18 protein-coding genes are annotated in these 15970 nt (G+C 54.0%); 10 read left to right on the top strand and 8 right to left on the bottom strand.

What is annotated here, in order from left to right:
- Positions 1 to 164: 164 nt before the first annotated feature.
- Positions 165 to 1193 carry a sensor domain-containing diguanylate cyclase gene (locus tag ABGA49_RS02720; protein ID WP_347665095.1) on the bottom strand — a complete coding sequence of 343 codons (1029 nt, stop codon included), beginning with the start codon at positions 1191 to 1193 and terminating at the stop codon, positions 165 to 167.
- Between the two features lie 437 nt (positions 1194 to 1630).
- Between ABGA49_RS02720 and ABGA49_RS02715 the strand changes: the two genes are divergently transcribed.
- Entirely contained in the window at positions 1631 to 1936 is a 306-nt protein-coding gene (locus tag ABGA49_RS02715) for a hypothetical protein (RefSeq protein ID WP_061494977.1), read from the top strand.
- Here ABGA49_RS02715 and ABGA49_RS02710 read toward each other — a convergent pair.
- Together ABGA49_RS02710 and ABGA49_RS02705 are read right to left on the bottom strand one after the other, a co-directional pair.
- Positions 1933 to 2280, bottom strand: a complete 348-nt coding sequence (locus ABGA49_RS02710; RefSeq protein WP_061494979.1) for a DUF488 domain-containing protein — start codon at positions 2278 to 2280, stop codon at positions 1933 to 1935. The genes ABGA49_RS02715 and ABGA49_RS02710 overlap by 4 nt on opposite strands.
- On the bottom strand, positions 2277 to 2792 hold the full coding sequence (locus tag ABGA49_RS02705) for a DUF523 domain-containing protein (protein ID WP_347665094.1): 516 nt from the start codon (positions 2790 to 2792) through the stop codon (positions 2277 to 2279). The genes ABGA49_RS02710 and ABGA49_RS02705 overlap by 4 nt, the downstream gene beginning before the upstream one ends.
- A gap of 145 nt (positions 2793 to 2937) precedes the next feature.
- On the opposite strand from ABGA49_RS02705, the gene ABGA49_RS02700 reads away from it, so the two are divergent.
- The gene (locus ABGA49_RS02700) at positions 2938 to 3645 is read left to right on the top strand and encodes a CTP synthase (RefSeq protein ID WP_061494981.1); all 708 of its coding nucleotides are present in this window, start codon (positions 2938 to 2940) and stop codon (positions 3643 to 3645) included.
- Positions 3646 to 3684: 39 nt separating this feature from the next.
- Here the strand turns inward: ABGA49_RS02700 and ABGA49_RS02695 are convergent, their stop codons facing one another.
- On the bottom strand, positions 3685 to 4872 hold the full coding sequence (locus ABGA49_RS02695; RefSeq protein ID WP_088236926.1) for a CynX/NimT family MFS transporter: 1188 nt from the start codon (positions 4870 to 4872) through the stop codon (positions 3685 to 3687).
- 99 nt (positions 4873 to 4971) lie between these two features.
- Between ABGA49_RS02695 and ABGA49_RS02690 the strand changes: the two genes are divergently transcribed.
- The 5 genes from ABGA49_RS02690 (at position 4972) to ABGA49_RS02670 (ending at position 9049) form a co-directional block, all read left to right on the top strand.
- A complete protein-coding gene (locus ABGA49_RS02690; protein WP_061494985.1) occupies positions 4972 to 5757 on the top strand; it encodes a helix-turn-helix transcriptional regulator in 786 nt (261 codons plus the stop codon).
- A 204-nt stretch (positions 5758 to 5961) separates the two neighbouring features.
- On the top strand, positions 5962 to 6786 hold the full coding sequence (locus ABGA49_RS02685) for an ABC transporter substrate-binding protein (RefSeq protein ID WP_061494987.1): 825 nt from the start codon (positions 5962 to 5964) through the stop codon (positions 6784 to 6786).
- Position 6787: 1 nt separating this feature from the next.
- Positions 6788 to 7609: an amino acid ABC transporter ATP-binding protein gene (locus ABGA49_RS02680; protein WP_088236925.1), complete on the top strand. Its 822-nt coding sequence runs from the start codon at positions 6788 to 6790 to the stop codon at positions 7607 to 7609.
- Positions 7609 to 8367, top strand: a complete 759-nt coding sequence (locus ABGA49_RS02675) for an amino acid ABC transporter permease (protein ID WP_347665093.1) — start codon at positions 7609 to 7611, stop codon at positions 8365 to 8367. Before ABGA49_RS02680 ends, ABGA49_RS02675 begins: the two co-directional genes overlap by 1 nt.
- The gene (locus ABGA49_RS02670; protein WP_061494993.1) at positions 8357 to 9049 is read left to right on the top strand and encodes an ABC transporter permease subunit; all 693 of its coding nucleotides are present in this window, start codon (positions 8357 to 8359) and stop codon (positions 9047 to 9049) included. Before ABGA49_RS02675 ends, ABGA49_RS02670 begins: the two co-directional genes overlap by 11 nt.
- Here the strand turns inward: ABGA49_RS02670 and ABGA49_RS02665 are convergent.
- The 4 genes from ABGA49_RS02665 to ABGA49_RS02650 all read right to left on the bottom strand — a co-directional run bounded on the left by ABGA49_RS02665 (position 9032) and on the right by ABGA49_RS02650 (position 12275).
- Positions 9032 to 9478 (bottom strand): DUF441 domain-containing protein, encoded by a 447-nt coding sequence (locus ABGA49_RS02665; RefSeq protein ID WP_088236923.1) that lies wholly within the window; start codon positions 9476 to 9478, stop codon positions 9032 to 9034. The genes ABGA49_RS02670 and ABGA49_RS02665 overlap by 18 nt on opposite strands.
- Positions 9479 to 9638: 160 nt before the next feature.
- Positions 9639 to 10136, bottom strand: a complete 498-nt coding sequence (locus tag ABGA49_RS02660) for a YbaK/prolyl-tRNA synthetase associated domain-containing protein (protein WP_061494995.1) — start codon at positions 10134 to 10136, stop codon at positions 9639 to 9641.
- Between the two features lie 126 nt (positions 10137 to 10262).
- Positions 10263 to 10892 (bottom strand): class I SAM-dependent methyltransferase, encoded by a 630-nt coding sequence (locus ABGA49_RS02655; protein WP_245191444.1) that lies wholly within the window; start codon positions 10890 to 10892, stop codon positions 10263 to 10265.
- A 789-nt stretch (positions 10893 to 11681) separates the two neighbouring features.
- Complete coding sequence (locus ABGA49_RS02650) at positions 11682 to 12275, bottom strand: TetR/AcrR family transcriptional regulator (protein WP_167352664.1); 594 nt, start codon at positions 12273 to 12275, stop codon at positions 11682 to 11684.
- Between the two features lie 171 nt (positions 12276 to 12446).
- On the opposite strand from ABGA49_RS02650, the gene ABGA49_RS02645 reads away from it, so the two are divergent.
- From ABGA49_RS02645 to ABGA49_RS02635, 3 genes are all read left to right on the top strand, one after another.
- Entirely contained in the window at positions 12447 to 13223 is a 777-nt protein-coding gene (locus ABGA49_RS02645) for a cyclase family protein (protein WP_347665092.1), read from the top strand.
- A gap of 72 nt (positions 13224 to 13295) precedes the next feature.
- Positions 13296 to 14966, top strand: a complete 1671-nt coding sequence (locus ABGA49_RS02640; protein WP_347665091.1) for a carboxylesterase family protein — start codon at positions 13296 to 13298, stop codon at positions 14964 to 14966.
- A gap of 51 nt (positions 14967 to 15017) precedes the next feature.
- Positions 15018 to 15545 (top strand): carboxymuconolactone decarboxylase family protein, encoded by a 528-nt coding sequence (locus ABGA49_RS02635; protein ID WP_088236920.1) that lies wholly within the window; start codon positions 15018 to 15020, stop codon positions 15543 to 15545.
- Positions 15546 to 15970 lie beyond the last annotated feature (425 nt).

The following is a 15970-nucleotide window of genomic DNA, read 5'->3' as shown; positions in this document are numbered from 1 at the left end:
AGCCGAATTGCGTTCCGGCAACGGCGACGATCGCCACAATAAGCATAATGATAGTTGTCTTTCTCACGAAAACTCCTTCACTGGCGGTAATCGCCAGAAATCAATTGTATAAGAAATAGAAGAAAATGAGATTTTTCTCAAGCCATTCACGCCCCAGGATCTGCTTAATCGAGGCGCTGAAAAGGTTTTTTTTCTTTGTTATTTTTTACCTGATACATCACTTCATCAGCCGCACGCAACGCACCATCTTCATCCGTAAGATTCGGGTTGATTTCAATCACGCCAATGCTGGCTCCTGGGTAGAAAATGTGAATTTTCCCCAGCACATATTGCCCGCTAATCGACTTATCCAGACTCTTTTTCAACGATGCGAGGTGAAGTTTTTGTGGCTCATCGAGTGGACCGCCAAGGCAGGCTATCAGGAACTCATCGCCGCCGAGTCGACCGGCAATAGCGTTGTTATCGCCTTCCTGCGCAATTCGCTGTCCCACTTCGATCAAGAACTGATCGCCTGCTTCGTGGCCGAGCTGATCGTTAATAACTTTAAAATTATCAAGATCGATAAACGCAATAATGATGTAGTGATTGCGGTTGCGGGCCTGTGAAAACAGTGCTGACAGGTTATCAAAAATGGCCCGTCGATTCGGTAAACCGGTCAATGCATCGGTATACGAGTGAGCAATTAACGCGGCATTGGCTTCACGCAGTTGATTGACCAGATGCTCTTTTTCAATGGTGCGCGCAATCAGACCGGCGAACAGATGCAACACTTGTTCGCCACGCACGCTGAGCGACTTCTTTGCGTTACTGGCGGCGCACAATGTGCCATACAGCGAGCCGTCTGCCAGTTGCACCGGCGTACTTAAATAGGTGGTGATGCCAAGGGCTTTCGCCGCTTCGCAATCTCCCCACATCGTTGCCACATCATTGCTGAACGGGCAGCCGTCATCCAGTGCGCGCTTACATAAACTGTCACCCCACGGCAGGGAGAAGCCTTCCGGGATAGTGAGTTGTTTCGTATTACGTGAATAAACAATGTGTTGCAGGCGGGCGTCATTGTCAATTTTGGTCAGGTAAGTCGATTCCATCTCTGTCACCATTTCAAGCATTTCCAGCAACTGGTGAACCAGGCTTTCCAGCGATTGCGTTTTCGAAAGGGTCTCTGAAACGCGAGCAAGAATAAAATCTGACATGACGTTGGGCTCCTGTGTACAAACCCGCCGTACACATTGATACAGGATATTCCGAGTGCGCGGTATTAAACCATGAAGCGGGTTATTTTTGTATACATCAGGGTAGAGGATCATTCAAACCGGAAGAGAGCGAAAAAAAGCCCCGTTGATGAAGCGGGGCAAAAAACTCATTGATTACGGAATGATGTTCTCTGGTCATGGGTGAGAACAGGGCCCACTATAGGGGATAAAAGTGCAGTAACAATGGAGAAATCATGAAGATGCCGCATGCCATCTTTTTTCTCAGTCGGTCTGTGGCGAGGTCATTTCAGGAAAAAACGGGGGTGGGCAGGGGGGAGGCGCAATGGGCTGCCATCCGGATCGTGACACTAACCGTCTTGCCAGGGTACACTTCAATTAAGAATTATCTTATTTTCCAGCGAATACGTGAGAGAAGTATGTTCCAGTTACGACCGGGCTGCCTGGCAATGGTGATCGGTGCCCAAACTGCCAACGGACGGGGCAATATCGGTAAATCAGTTGAATTGTTCGGATTGTGTCAGCCGGGTGAACGCATGTTGAACCCGGTCAATGGGGTGATGACCGAATTGCCGCGCAACGCCACCCGTGCGCTGTGGCTGGTGATCGGTAATGTGACCGCGTTTGATGGCCAGCACGGTTTTGCGTTTGTTCGCGCAGAACACCTGATGCCGCTCATGCCTGACAGTCAGCCGCAGGACGTGCTGGAGCGCGTTATCGACTAAACCAGCGAACGCAACCACGTTGCCAGAACTTCGGCGTGGTTTTGCTGCGTGTCCTTCGCCGCGTATAACAGCGTGACAGTGCTTTTTTTACCCCGCGCTGCCAGCTGTTTCCCTTCATCCTGGTGCGCGGCCAGCTCCTGATGATAGCTTTCACTGAAGGCGGCAAAATCGATGGCTTCGCCGTGTAAAGCTTTGCGTAGCGCGGTCGATGGGGCCAGATCCTTATTCCACTCATCATAGGGCAGGTCTGTTTTTTTCACGCCTCGCGGCCACAGTCTGTCGACCAGTACCCGGTAACCATCACTGTCGGATGCGGCGTCATACACGCGTTTGCATTGGATCACTGACTTTTCTCCCTTTCGTTAACCCAGGCGACCAGCGCCGGTAATTGCTCTGCGGAAAAAACGCGGATGCCATGTTGCTCAAGTAGCGCAGCAGCCACACCCATTCCGGGTTGCCGAGTGCCGCTGAAGGTGCCGTCATAAATGAACTGGCTGCCGCAGGTGGGACTGCCATCGGTCAGCAGCGCAGCGCTGCAGCGTGCATGTTGTGCGGCCTGTAGCGCCAGCCATGCCGCCAGTTGGTAATGTGCCGTCACATCGTGACCGCTATTTTCGAGGATCCGTGCGCTGCCGCGCATGACATCGGCACCGTTGCCGCTGACGATTTCCGCCGGTTGTCGCGGAACCGCCAGACCTGCGGCCAGCTCAGGGCAGTGGATGATCAGCCTGTTTTCTTGCTGCCAGCGCTGCAACGTCTCCTGTAATGCCGCTTTTTCACTGCCGTTGTAACGCACTTTAAAGCCCATCAGACAGGCACTGACGAGGATTTTAGTCTGCTGCACGGGTTCCGCCACTGTGATTAACTCCGGTAAATCCGATTTTTTATATCCGATGCGATAACAGGCCTGCCGATTTTAAGGTGTTGTGATGACATTAAAAGACGGCTAATGTGATATTCCTTATGTTACTCGTTATTGGCTCCGGCATAAGGACACTTTCATGCAGCATATCCCTCCGAAGAAAACACTCCGCATCGCGTTAATTGGCGACTATAACCATGACATTGTCGCGCACCAGGCCATCCCATTGGCAATTGACGATGCCGCCGCCGTGCTGGAGATCACCGCAGATTACGACTGGCTTCCGACCAGTGAAATTACCAGTTACGAAGATCTGGTAGGCTATGATGCCATCTGGGTTGTCCCTGGAAGTCCTTATAAAAATGCCCGTGGCGCGTTTCTTGCCATCCAGTTTGCGCGGGAAAATGCCATTCCGTTCCTCGCTACCTGCGGCGGTTTCCAGCATGCGGTGATTGAGTACGCCCGCAATGTATTGGGCTGGGGGGATGCGGCGCATGCAGAGACCGATCACGAAGGCCGGATGGTTATCTCCGCGCTCAGTTGCGCGCTGGTGGACCAGACTGGCACCATTGAACTGCGGCCCAATACGCTGATTGCCCGTGCTTATGGTCGCGAGATGATTGAAGAGGCCTACCGGTGCAATTTTGGTGTATCACCGGAATTTGCCCACGAACTGGAAAGCGGCAACCTGCGGGTGACCGGGTGGGATGAAGAGGGGGAAATCCGCGCGGTGGAGCTGGTGACGCACCCGTTCTATGTCGCGACACTGTTCCAGCATGAACGCGCTGCGCTTGCCGGGCGACCGGTACCGCTCGTACAGGCAATGCTACGCGCGGCGTGCGAATAAGAAGAACAGGCCTGCGGGCCTGTTTTTTTATGTGTGGCGTTACGGATTAACCCCTGCTTTATCACGACCGGCCAGCGCGCCGCACACTGCCATCACCACGGATAACAGTGCGCAGAGCAGCAGCGGAATATGCCAGTCGCCACTGGCATCATGGATTTTCCCCATTAATGGCGGCCCGCAGGCAGCCAGCAAATACCCGACTGCTTGCGCCATCCCGGAAAGGGCGGCGGCCTGGTGCGCAGAGTGGGCGCGCAGGCCGATAAACGTCAGTCCCAGGATCATCGTGGCACCGGAACCAAAGCCAAACACCACAACCCACAGGGCCGCATGGTCGGGCAATAGCCACAATCCCAGTGAACCGGCGGCACACATCAACGCGACCAGTGCGGCAATCCCGCGTTGATCGTTCAGGCGAGGCAGGATCAACGGCACCAGCAAGCCGGGAGCGGCTGTGGCTAACTGCAAAATACCGTGTAGTGAACCCGCCTGCATCTCGCTGAAGCCCAGCGTGGTCAGGATCGACGGTAACCAGCCAATCACGATGTAATAAATTAACGAGTTGATCCCCAGAAACAGCGTAAGTTGCCACGCCAGCGCCGAACGCCAGATCCCACGGCTGTACAATGCGCTGGAACGGCTCAAGTTGGCGGCAGCGCCATGGCGCAATCCGGGTAACCAGAGCACCATCGCCAGCAACGGAAATATCATCAATGCCAGCAATGCGCCTTGCCAACCTGCGCCCTGTTCCGCCAGTGGCACGACGGCGGCGGAACCCAGTGCGGCGGCACCGCCCATGGTCAGGGAATACGCGCCGGTGAGTTTTGCAACATGCCCGGCAAAATCACGCTTGATAATCCCCGGCAACAGCACGTTTCCCAACGCGATTCCGCAACCAATAATCGCGGTGCCAACAAACAACAGCGTGGCCGAGGGGAGCGAGCGAAGGGCAATCCCGGCACTAATCAACACCAGCGCGGCAAACAGGCTGCGTTCCATACCAAAACGGCGGGCGACGCCGGCCGCCAGCGGCGATACCAGCGCAAAGGCCAACAGCGGTAGGGTGGTGAGCAGACCGGTCTGTGCCGTGGTGAGTCCATACTCTGCACGAATGACGTCCAGTAACGGGGCCGCGCCGGTAAAGGTGACGCGGAGTGTGGTCGCAATCATCAGGATCCCGGCAATCAGCAGGGTGCCTTGTTTGCCACGGGAAAGAAGAGAAGTGGTCATTGGGTTCTCAGAATGAAAAACAGAGGGTTACGATAACGATTTTTTCTCCTGTTTGAATCAAGCTAAAATGACAGTTTATCGCTAAATTCGGACAAATTGATGCACGGACTCGGCCTTGGTGGTTACGATCCTGATAGCCAGCAGGAGGCGGCGGTGGCATTCAGCATTACCGTCAATGAAGATGAGCAGCGGATCCCGGCGCACTGTCATCGCAAAGGGCAGTTGATTCTGGCGCTGAAAGGGGCGATCACCTGTGAAGTTGAGCATGCTCGCTGGATGGTGCCGCCGCACCATGCGATGTGGTTACCGGGCCTTGTCCCCCACAGCAATCACGCCACGCCGGGGGCGCAACTCTATTTTTTGTTTATCGAACCCTGGTCGGTGGTGATGCCGCAGCACTGCTGTACATTAAAAACGTCTTCGCTGGTGCGTGAGCTTATTGTCGCCCTGGCGTCACGTTCGCCTGCGCAGCGGCGGCAGCCTGCCACGCAACGGCTGGTGCAGGTGCTGTTTGATGAATTGCCAGAACAACCGCAAATGCAACTACAGTTGCCGGTGTCGTCGCACCCGAAGATTTATCAGATGGTGGAGAGCATGGAAGCCGATCCAGCTGGCAGACAAACCCTGGCGCAGTGGGCTCAGACGTTTGCCATGAGTGAGCGCAATCTGGCGCGGTTGGTGGTGAAAGAGACAGGCTTAAGCTTTCGTCGCTGGCGGCATCAAATGCAGCTGATCCTTGCGCTGCGCTTGCTGATTGGCGGCCAGTCGGTACAGCAGATAGCCCACACGTTAGGGTATGACTCGACAACGGCATTTATCACCATGTTTAAAAAAGGGCTCGGACAGACGCCTGGCCGTTACCTGAGCGGCGTGGGTGGTGCGTAACATTTTCTGCTGCTTATTCCTTTATTTTTGTGTGGGTTAGACAGGTTTATGCTGGCAGGCGATAAAAGATAAGCTATTAGTATGGGCAAAATAGTTTTAATAACTTTTTCAGATAATCAATGCACTTTTTGATATTTGTCTGATGAAGGGGGTTATGTGAATTTAGCGCTGAAATCAACACGATAACAGGGCGAAAGGATCAGCATGGCAACCTCATTACACACAACAAAAATCGGTGCATTTAGCGCACTGGCGCTGCTTTCAGCACTCTCTTTTTCCGCGCATGCGGACAAACTGGCCGATATCAAAGCCGCAGGCGTGGTTAAAATCGCCACCTTCGATGCGAACCCGCCGTTTGGTGCTATCGACCCGAAAACTCACGATATTGTCGGTTATGATGTGGACTTCGCGAAAGCGCTGGCAAAAAGCCTCGGCGTAAAACTGCAACTGGTGGCGACCAATCCGGCGAACCGTATTCCGCTGTTGCAATCCGGCAAAGTGGATCTGATTGTTGCGGATATCACCATCACGCCTGAACGTGCGCAGGTAATCGACTTTTCAACGCCCTATTTTGTTACCGGGCAGCAGTTCCTGGTACCCGCTACAGCAGCAGACAAACTGGATGCGTACAGCAAAGCACGTATTGGCGCGGTGAAAGGCACGACTGGCGAGCAGGCGCTGCATCAGCGTTTCCCGCAATCCCGCGTGCTGGCGTATGACGATATTCCACTGGCTTTAACCGCACTGCGTAACGGCAACGTGCAGGCGATCACCCAGGACAGCACTATTCTTGCCGGTTTGCTGGCGGAAGCGCCGGACAAGGCCAAATTTAAAATCCTGCCGGACCTGCTGTCGAAAGAAGAGATTGGTGTGGGCGTCAGCAAAGGTGAACCCGCGTTGCTGAAAGCGGTGAACGATGAACTGGTTAACCTTGAGAAAACCGGTGAAGCCGCGAAAATCTACGATACCTGGTTTGGTCCGCAAACCAAAACCCCGGCTCCGCGCAGCTTTACGATAGAAGCGAAGTAATATGTTGGCAGGTCTGTTCTCCGCCTCTGTGGCTACGGCCACGGAGGTGTTGCCCGTGGAAAAAGGCACGGTTGCATTTCGCCGCGTGAGTAAACGCTATGGCGGTAATACAGTATTAAATAATATTGACTTGCAGGTTGCCGCAGGCGAAGTGCTGGCGGTGTGCGGACCTTCCGGGTCAGGCAAGTCCACACTTATCCGGCTGATTAACCAACTGGAAACCCTCAGCGGCGGCGAGATCTACGTTGATGGGCAGCCGACCAGCCAGCTAACAGGGAAGGGGTTGCGCGAACTGCGTCGCCACGTTGGCTTCGTCTTCCAGCAATTCAATCTTTATGCACACCTTAACGCGCTGGACAATATCACCCTCGCGCTGCGGCGCATTCATGGCAAAACGGAAGCCCAGGCGCGGGATATCGCGATGGCATTGCTGGCGCGCGTCGGGCTAGAGGATAAAGCCCGCCACTATCCTGCGCAGTTGTCCGGCGGCCAGCAGCAGCGGGTAGCCATTGCCCGTACACTGGCGGCGGATCCGCATATCATTCTGTTTGACGAGCCTACCTCGGCGCTGGATCCGGAAATGATTGGCGAGGTGCTTCAGGTGATGAAATCGCTGGCGCACAGCGGCATAACCCTCATCGTGGTGACGCATGAAATGCAGTTTGCCCGTGAAATTGCCGACCGGGTGATCTTTATCGACGGTGGTGAAATCCTTGAGCAGGCGACCCCGGCGCAATTTTTCTCTGCACCGCAGCATCCCCGTGCACAACGCTTTTTGCAGAAAGTACTCAATCCACTGCATGCCGATAGCAAGGAGTTGTGATGGGGTTGCACCTTGACTGGGCGGGTGTGCTGACCGGGCAACCCGCACAATGGATCACCTCCGGTTTTCTGACCACCGTCTGGGTGACCATCGCCGGTATGGCGCTGGCAACCTTGCTCACGGTACTGCTGCTGGCGCTGCGGTTGGCGGGGGGAACGGTGGGGCGTGGCGCGGTAGCGGTGTGGGTGTCGCTGTTTCGTAATACGCCGCTGCTGGTGCAACTGCTGTTCTGGTATTTCGCCGCATGGAACCTGTTGCCGCAGAGTTTTCGTCAGTATGTGAATGATGATCATGCATTCAGTATCCTGCCGGGTGATGTCTGGTGGTTGACGCCGGAGTTTCTTTCGTCGGCATGGGCGCTGGGTTTGTTTACCGCCGCGTTTCTGGTGGAGGAGATCCAAGCGGGGTTGCTGGCGGTGCCGCGTGGGCAGGTTGAAGCCGCGCAATCACAGGGCTTCAGCAATCTGGCGCTGTTTCGCTGGGTGCTGCTGCCGCAGGGGTTGCACAACGCCTGGCAACCTGTAGTCGGACAGTATCTTAATCTGATGAAACTCTCGTCGCTGGCGACCGGGATTGGCTTTGCCGAGCTGACCTATCAGACCCGGCAAATTGAAAGCTACAACGCCCATGCGCTGGAGGCATTTGCCATTGGTAGCGCGCTCTATCTGGTGTTGGGCCTGGCCATGAGTTTACTGTTCAATGTGCCGCGAAGCTGGCGCATGCGGCAACGTACAGCGGAGGTGCGCCGTGATTGCTAACATGTCGGTGATTGCCGAAAACCTCGACTATTTACTGTGGGGGCGCGCGGCGCAAGGCGAGGTGGGCGGCGTATTGCTCTCGTTGCTGATGACCGCTGGCGCGGCGCTGCTGGCTTTCCCCGGTGGCATGTTGTTGGCGTGTTTCGCATGGCGTTTCCCCGGCTGGCCGCGCAAGATATTGTTCCTGTGGGCGGAGCTGATCCGCGGTATTCCGCTGATCTTTGTCATCTTCTGGCTGTGGTTCTTGTTACCGTGGTTGACCGGCGCTGATTTACCGGGGGCGGTGACCGTGACGCTGGCGCTGGCGTGGTTTACCTCCGCCTCGGTGATGTACTCCACGCTGGCGGCGTTGGGTGCGTTGCCGAAAGGGCAATATGAAGCGGCGCTCAGCAGCGGGTTTGGCAGTATCGCGATTTTGCGGCTGGTGTTGTTGCCGCAGGCGCTACGTAATGCACTGCCGTCTTACGTCGGGTTGCTGATAGCCCTGCTGAAAGACACCTCGCTGGCGTTTATAGTTAATGTACCGGAGTTAACCACCGTCGCAGGGCAGGTGAATAACCGGGTGCAGGTGTATCCAGCCGCGTTATTTATTTTTACCGGTCTGGTGTATTACCTGCTGTGTAGCGCGCTGGAGTGTGCCGTTAAACGCGGGCAACGGCGCGCGTCACTGCCGGCCAATTAGCAACGACACCAGACCCGCTGCAATCAGTGGCCCGACCGGCACCCCACGGAACAGGGCCACACCTAATACAGTCCCCACCAGTAATCCCGCCACCAGCGACGGCTGTGAACTCATCAGCGTGACGCCACGCCCGCCAAGCCAGGAAACAAACACGCCAACGGCAATCGCGATAAGCGATTTCCAGTTAACAAAGGAGTGCAGCAGCGTCGATGGTGGCAGCGTTCCGCTGGCTATCGGTGCCATCACGCCAATGGTCAGGATGATGATGCCGATCGTCAGTCCCTGTTTTTCAATCCACGGGAAAAAGGCGTTGAGTGGCGTGATGCGCACAATAATCAGCACGAGAATAGAAACGGCGACCGTGGTGTTATGACTGACAAAACCGAGCGCCGCGAGTGCGAGCAAAATAAACAGCGTGGTATCAAACATACAGAGGTTCCTTGCCAAAAATGAAACCTGTTTACTCTACGCGCAAATGCGTGATGAAACAGACAATTTTCTGTCGGCAGATGAAATTCAGGCAGTTGCCAGAAACGGAACCTTACTGCTTAATTGCATGGATGAGGATGGTCGCCGTGCACGACGGGTGTCAGACGTGGCGAAAATCCACCAGTTCTGGCTGAGCAATACGCAGATAATCCTGGGTATTCAGAATGACGGATTTTTCCAGTAGTCCGGCGTTAAAGGCAATGTCGTCAAAACGCTGAAACAGGATCGGGTCTGCAACCAGTTGCAGTGCCGGATGAAAGCTGAAGGGGGGGATCGCGCCGAATACGCAGGCGGTTAATTCGTCCACTTCCGCCGGGCTTGCCAGGGAGGCTTTCAGTCCGCCAAAGTGCTGCGCCAGGCGGGAGAGATCGGCCTGAAGATCCGCGGCGAGTATCGCCAGAACATGTTTTTTGACGCCGTTTCCTTTGATTTTGCATACCAGCGCCTTAGCGCCCTGGCCCAGTGCTGTCCCGCGAATTTCACTGACTGCTTCGCATTTGCCGACAGCGTCGTGTTCCACTACATGAAAACGCGCGTTGTGTTGTTCAAGGAGGGTCAGCAAATGCTGGTGGACGTTACGGCTGGCAATCTCAGACATGAATGTCTCCCGACAGAGTTGAAGAACATCAAGGATAATCCACGCAACGGATGATGAGAATAAAAAAGCCGCCTGTTCAGGCGGCAAAAAATACAAGCACTACAAACAACGCTTTGTGTGTACTGTTTATTTTTTCTGCAAAAGGTAGCTGTTTTCAAAACCCGGAACGCTACCAATAACATCGAACCCGTTAAAGAAACCACCTGCACGCAGCAGATCAACCGCGGGGCCGACTTCCGGAGAGTATCTGTGGTCGCGATAGTCATCGAACACGATGAATCCGCCGCTGACGACAGTGGGGGAGTAGAGCAGAAAATCCACCAGCACATGCTGCTTGAGGTGACCACCATCAATATGCAGCAAAACGGTTTTTGGCGCGAATTCCAGTACGCGCTCAATGCTTCGCTCGGAGTAACCGCGGACTAAATTGACCTCCGGGAAGATATGTTTGTGATAGAAGCCCAGCTCCAGAGGCTGGTTGGTCAGTTCCATCGGGTCGATACTGATGATGCGACGTTGCCGGTTGCAGATCTCATTCATAAACGCGCTGGACTTGCCTTTCCAGACGCCGATTTCGATGATGTCGCCTTCCGCGCCGGAGTTAGTGATTAACCAGCACAGATAACCCAGCAGTTTCACATGGTCATGGAACGACAGTTCCCGACGGGGCATGGCCATTTCCGGCGGCAGAATCAACTGTGTCTGGGTGAATGTTTCACCGAGCGTATCCCAGATGCTGTCAATGAAAAGTTTCATTTCTGCGTCTTGTATGAAGACCTTCAAGTCCTCCAGATCAAGCATTCTCTTTCACCCTGTCTCTGTTCAGTCATCGCTGCGCCAGTCTGCGCCACGATTTGCAATGATTAAAATGTGCCACATTAATTTTTGCGCAAGTCGGGAAATAGCTGCGATTTTGCACGGCAATTCATGCTTTAGACCCATAGATCGGGGGCGTTGTGAAACTGGTCACAAAACAGTGCGGATCGGGGGGAGGTGGAAAGGGCCGGTTGTGCGGGATGCTTACACGACAACCAGACGACGGAGACAAGGTGCTGGTACTGTATGACGACCACAGTCAGTTTGCGAAATGGATAGGCCTTATTACCGATGACAGAGAGGCCTTAAGGGGAAAACGCTGAACGACGTATCGGTTTTCGGCGTGCTGACGTACACATTATTAACCGGGTAGAAAGGATAATTGGGTGGTTTAATTCGTCAGGGGTTTTACCTTCATTTAACCTTTCCAAAATCGCAGATATAAAAAAACAGTCTCAAGTGGCTGGTTTTCGGGGAATTTTGGTCGGCACGAGAGGATTTGAACCTCCGACCTCTGACACCTCATGTCAGAGTCCCATATCTTAAAAGCCGCTTTGTACCAGGAGCGGACATTGAACATGTCTGCTTCTATTAAAGTAATGGGTTGGTCATAACAAACTTAGCTTGAAAGGAGTGAACCCGCTTAGCGAACAGGGGCTCACTACCTGAACCGGGAGCATAACTGCGTGTCCGCTCTCCGTAGATAGATAAAGATAAGCGGCGTGTGGCTTAAGCATAGCGGCTTAAAAACGTCCTGACCGCTTCCTGTACCACCCGCTCGCGTTGAGTGATATTCGCTTCATCCTTAAGTCCTAACACACGAAACCACACCAGAGGCTCATTAATCATTCCTACGAACTGGCGGGCTGCCAGATCCGTATCTTCCATTTTCAGATGACCGGCGGCGTTCTGCTGGGCAAGGTAACGAATGAGCGAACCCAGGGCGGGCACTTTACCTAACTCCAGATAGTTTTTGGCCAGAGAGGGAAAACGTTCGCTCTCGCGAACAATCATTCGGGCGAGTTTTATGGAGGTATCCGCTGCCCAGAAATCCGCGATGGCCAGGCCAATTTGCATCAATCCCGTTTGCGGATCGGCCAAGGCTTCCTGCGTAGTAGAGAGTTGTACAACGGGTAAACGCGACCAGAAATACTCAATAGCCTTTTCGAACAACACTTCCTTCGTTGAAAACTGATTGAACAAGGTGCGGCGGGATACCCCGGCGCTCGCAGCGATGTCATCCATGCTTGCCGCGTCGTAGCCCTGCGTCAGCAGGACATTCATGGCCGAATCCAGAATTTTTTCAGCAGACGGTGTTGCCATTGTGTTTTTTTTCACCATTGTCTTTGACTTTTTATGAAATGCACTGCACAGTGCAGTGCATTGGCGGTTGCACTGCGGAGTGCAACTATAGAACTAAACAGGGGATAATCCAATAGCGCCACCGCATTTCGTCTCCTGTTGGGGTGTTCTGGTTAGAAATGGAGAGCAGTAATGAAACAGCGCATCATCGATCTTTCCGTCAGTCTGCAAAACGGCATCCCCTCCGATCCGCCGCCGTTTTTACCTTCCATCGATTACCATAGCCATGCGGCAGGGGCGCTTCAGCTTGCCGCGATGTTTCCGGGGCTCAGTCCGGACGACTTGCCGGAAAAAGAGGGCTGGGCGGTGGAGTTCGTCAACATGAGCACCCACGCCGGCACTCATATGGATGCGCCATGGCACTACCATTCCCACATGAAGGATGGCGGTCGATCTCTGACCATTGATGAAATCCCCCTGAGCTGGTGTATCGGTCCGGGGGTAAAGCTCGATTTTCGCCAGTACCCCGACGGCTATGTCATTGGTCCGGCGGATCTGGATAAAGAATTCGCCCGCATCGGCCATACCCTCTCTGCGGGAGACATCGTTTTGATCAACACGGCGGCTGGCGATCGCTACGGCCGTGAGGATTACCTTGAACGCGGCTGCGGCGTGGGGCGAAGCGGCACGCTTTATCTGACGCAAAAAGGCGTACGTCTGGTTGGCACCGACGCCTGGAGTTGGGATGCGCCGTTCGCTTATACCCGTGCGCGTTATCAGCAAACAGGCGATTCCTCCCTGATCTGGGAAGGACACTATGCCGGAAAAGAAACGCCCTACTGCCAGATTGAAAAACTCTCCGCGCTGGATTCATTACCGGATGACGGATTTACGGTCATCAGCCTGCCGATAAAAGTCCATCGGGCCTCGGCTGGCTGGTCCAGAACCATCGCACTGGTCGATGAATAACCCTTCACTCTCTTCATCACGCTCAAGCCGACACTGGCGAGAGATCGCCATCATCGAAAACAGAGGTGTTCCATGCATACAGAAATCCGTTCACCCATCGTCACTACCCGGCAAGGCCGGATTCAGGGGCTGCACGAAAACGCGCTGGATATTTTCCGCGGCATCCCTTACGCCCGACCCCCGGTCGGTTCACTACGGTTTCGCAACCCACAGCCCCTTTCTCCCTGGGAGGGGATCAGAAACGCAATGGCTTCAGGACCGGCGTCCTTTCAGATGAACCTGAACAACACGCACGCCGTCATGGCGCAGGTTAAGCGCATCGACCCCGGCGTGCCGGGCGTTCCTGCCTGGCCCGCTTACGTGGGGAAAACCTACCATCACGAAAATATCAGCGAAGACTGTCTGTACCTTGATGTCTGGGTCCCGGAGAATGCAGGCGGGAAAAAATTACCGGTCTACGTGTATTATCACGGCGGCGCCAACGCGGTCAGTTCGGGATCGTTTCATCTGGAAGACGGCGCCAATCTTGCCCGGCAGGAAAATATCATTGTCGTCCGGCCCAATTACCGTTTGGGGGCGCTGGGCTGGGTGCATTTTGGTTTAATCAGCGATGCGTTTCCCGAAGCCATCAACCTGGGTTTGAAAGATCAACTCGCCGCCTTGCAATGGGTGCATGAGAATATCGCCGCGTTCGGAGGAGATCCAGATAATGTCACTATTGGCGGCGAATCCTGCGGCGCGACCGCCGTCTCGCATCTGCTGACTTATGCGCCAGCCCGGAAATTTTTCCGTCGGGCCATTATCCAGTCATTATCTCCTTTCAATGTCTGGTGTACCCAAAATCAGGGGCAGGCGGTCCGGGTGGCGGAGAAATATCTCTCCTTACTGGATATCTCGTCCCCTGAAGCGCTCGCCGACATCGATCCCGAACACTTTCTGGCGGTGCAGAATGTCTTAACGCGCTTTTTCCATCCGGACAAAAATATCGCCTGGCGCCCTCTGGGTGGCGTGGTTGACGGCGAATGGATCCCGCAACACCCTGCTGAATATCTCTCCAGCCACGCGGCTGCCGATACGGTCAACGAGCTGATGATTGGTTTCGCCAAAGATGAATGGCAGTTTTTCCGCGGTCATACCGAAACCCTACGTCATGGCGGTGTACAGGATGTTCTCGACGTCCTGACGCCGATTTATGGCAGTGACGGCGCTCAGCAACTGTACGAAGGGTATACAGAACTCTATCCGGAACATCGGGAGCCGGGACATATTCTCTCCGACATTATGTCTTTTGAGTTCTTTAAGTTTTCATCATTGAAAATAGCCAGACACTTTACCCGGTTAGGTGTGCCGACCTGGCTTTTCCAGTTCAGCTACGATCTCCCTGGGTGGGGTGGAGAGCTACGGGCGGTCCACACTGGCGATATGCCGTTTTTGTGGCGTAATTACGACCCGGAGCGGCTGTCGCAATGGCCTGCATTCGATGGGATCGATATCGATGAACTCAAACACAGTGCCGGGGCCATGGGGAACTACTATGCCGCCTTTATTCGGCATGGGGGCGAAGATCTCTGGCCGAAATTTGATGAGGAAAATCAGGCCATCCTTCGTTTCGGCAAAGAGGTGATCCCGCAGAAGCGACTGCTTGAGCAAGAGGAAAAGCTCTTTTCTGCTGTAGGCATCGATAGCGTACGCCAGCTTGAAGAAAGACTGAGTCAGCATCTGGAACAAGCGTTTAAAGAATAAAGGCCGAAAGACTGGCCATCGCCAGTCTTTCCCTCAAAAAGGGGCACAATCATGGCACGTATTATCCTACCCGAAGTCGATTCCCTCACGCCTGAACAACAGGATCTCTATCAGCTTTTCCCTGCCAACCTCACTCGCGCCTTATTGCGCACCGGCGCGTGTACGGACGGCTATCTGACGCTAGGCGCCTCATTCCGACAGGGGCATCTTTGCGCCAAAGACAGAGAGTTGGTGATTTTACGGGTCGCCGCGCTCAGCCACAGCGCGTATGAGCGTATGCAGCACGTCGAAATAGCCAGACAGAGCGGCTGGCGTGAAAGCGATATCGACGCCATTGAAGATGGCGATATTCAGAAACTGGACGGTAAAACACAGGCAGTGGTCCGTTTTACCGACGAATGTGTGAAGCATGTCAAAGTGACGGGCGTGGTATTTCATGCGCTCAGGTGTTATTGCAGCGAGGAGGAAATAGCCGAAATCACGCTGTTGATCGGGCATTACATGATGACGGCACGCTTCCTTGAAACGCTGGAAGTTGAACTGGATGAAAGACCGACGTCATGGGAAAAAATGGCCTGAGGCATTGAAAATAAAACCGGGCATAAAACAGGATCCCATAGGCTGTAGAGCCTGGCGGGCTTCTGGGCGGCGGATAACATCGTGAAATCTACTTTGGGCTGCTGAGGCCAGCACGATAAATATCCTGAGGAGCGGACAGCGAAGCATGTCCGCTCTTCGCGCATAGCGGACATTGCAGTGCCACATTTTAACTTAAAAACCATCGTAATATTCATCCAGAAGGAACTGCACGCCGTTGAATGGACGAGTGTGGTTTTTGAATTGGTATGATGAAAAGTGAAACTAACTTATTGCTTATGTGGGACAACGCGGCTGATTTAAAATCCCTTGTTTATATCGGAAAAGCATTCCCCAAAACCCGACATAAGCTTCTGATCTTATTTGAAATTTCTTCACGCTCAAAATGAAAAAATCAGCCAGAAAAA

This window comes from Kosakonia sp. WA-90, from assembly GCF_039871955.1.
Taxonomy (GTDB): Bacteria; Pseudomonadota; Gammaproteobacteria; order Enterobacterales; family Enterobacteriaceae; genus Kosakonia; species Kosakonia oryzendophytica.
The sequence above is the reverse complement of the archived record's forward strand: the minus strand, read 5'-3'. Positions and strand labels throughout refer to the sequence as shown.

Bases quoted from the DNA above. Each gene is read 5' to 3' on its own strand.
- ABGA49_RS02720 (WP_347665095.1), bottom strand. From the start codon at position 1,193: ATGTCAGATTTTATTCTTGCTCGCGTTTCAGAGACCCTTTCGAAAACG.
- ABGA49_RS02715 (WP_061494977.1), top strand. From the start codon at position 1,631: ATGTTCCAGTTACGACCGGGCTGCCTGGCAATGGTGATCGGTGCCCAA.
- ABGA49_RS02700 (WP_061494981.1), top strand. From the start codon at position 2,938: ATGCAGCATATCCCTCCGAAGAAAACACTCCGCATCGCGTTAATTGGC.
- ABGA49_RS02695 (WP_088236926.1), bottom strand. From the start codon at position 4,872: ATGACCACTTCTCTTCTTTCCCGTGGCAAACAAGGCACCCTGCTGATT.
- ABGA49_RS02690 (WP_061494985.1), top strand. From the start codon at position 4,972: ATGCACGGACTCGGCCTTGGTGGTTACGATCCTGATAGCCAGCAGGAG.
- ABGA49_RS02685 (WP_061494987.1), top strand. From the start codon at position 5,962: ATGGCAACCTCATTACACACAACAAAAATCGGTGCATTTAGCGCACTG.
- ABGA49_RS02680 (WP_088236925.1), top strand. From the start codon at position 6,788: ATGTTGGCAGGTCTGTTCTCCGCCTCTGTGGCTACGGCCACGGAGGTG.
- ABGA49_RS02675 (WP_347665093.1), top strand. From the start codon at position 7,609: ATGGGGTTGCACCTTGACTGGGCGGGTGTGCTGACCGGGCAACCCGCA.
- ABGA49_RS02665 (WP_088236923.1), bottom strand. From the start codon at position 9,478: ATGTTTGATACCACGCTGTTTATTTTGCTCGCACTCGCGGCGCTCGGT.
- ABGA49_RS02660 (WP_061494995.1), bottom strand. From the start codon at position 10,136: ATGTCTGAGATTGCCAGCCGTAACGTCCACCAGCATTTGCTGACCCTC.
- ABGA49_RS02655 (WP_245191444.1), bottom strand. From the start codon at position 10,892: ATGAAACTTTTCATTGACAGCATCTGGGATACGCTCGGTGAAACATTC.
- ABGA49_RS02650 (WP_167352664.1), bottom strand. From the start codon at position 12,275: ATGGCAACACCGTCTGCTGAAAAAATTCTGGATTCGGCCATGAATGTC.
- ABGA49_RS02645 (WP_347665092.1), top strand. From the start codon at position 12,447: ATGAAACAGCGCATCATCGATCTTTCCGTCAGTCTGCAAAACGGCATC.
- ABGA49_RS02640 (WP_347665091.1), top strand. From the start codon at position 13,296: ATGCATACAGAAATCCGTTCACCCATCGTCACTACCCGGCAAGGCCGG.
- ABGA49_RS02635 (WP_088236920.1), top strand. From the start codon at position 15,018: ATGGCACGTATTATCCTACCCGAAGTCGATTCCCTCACGCCTGAACAA.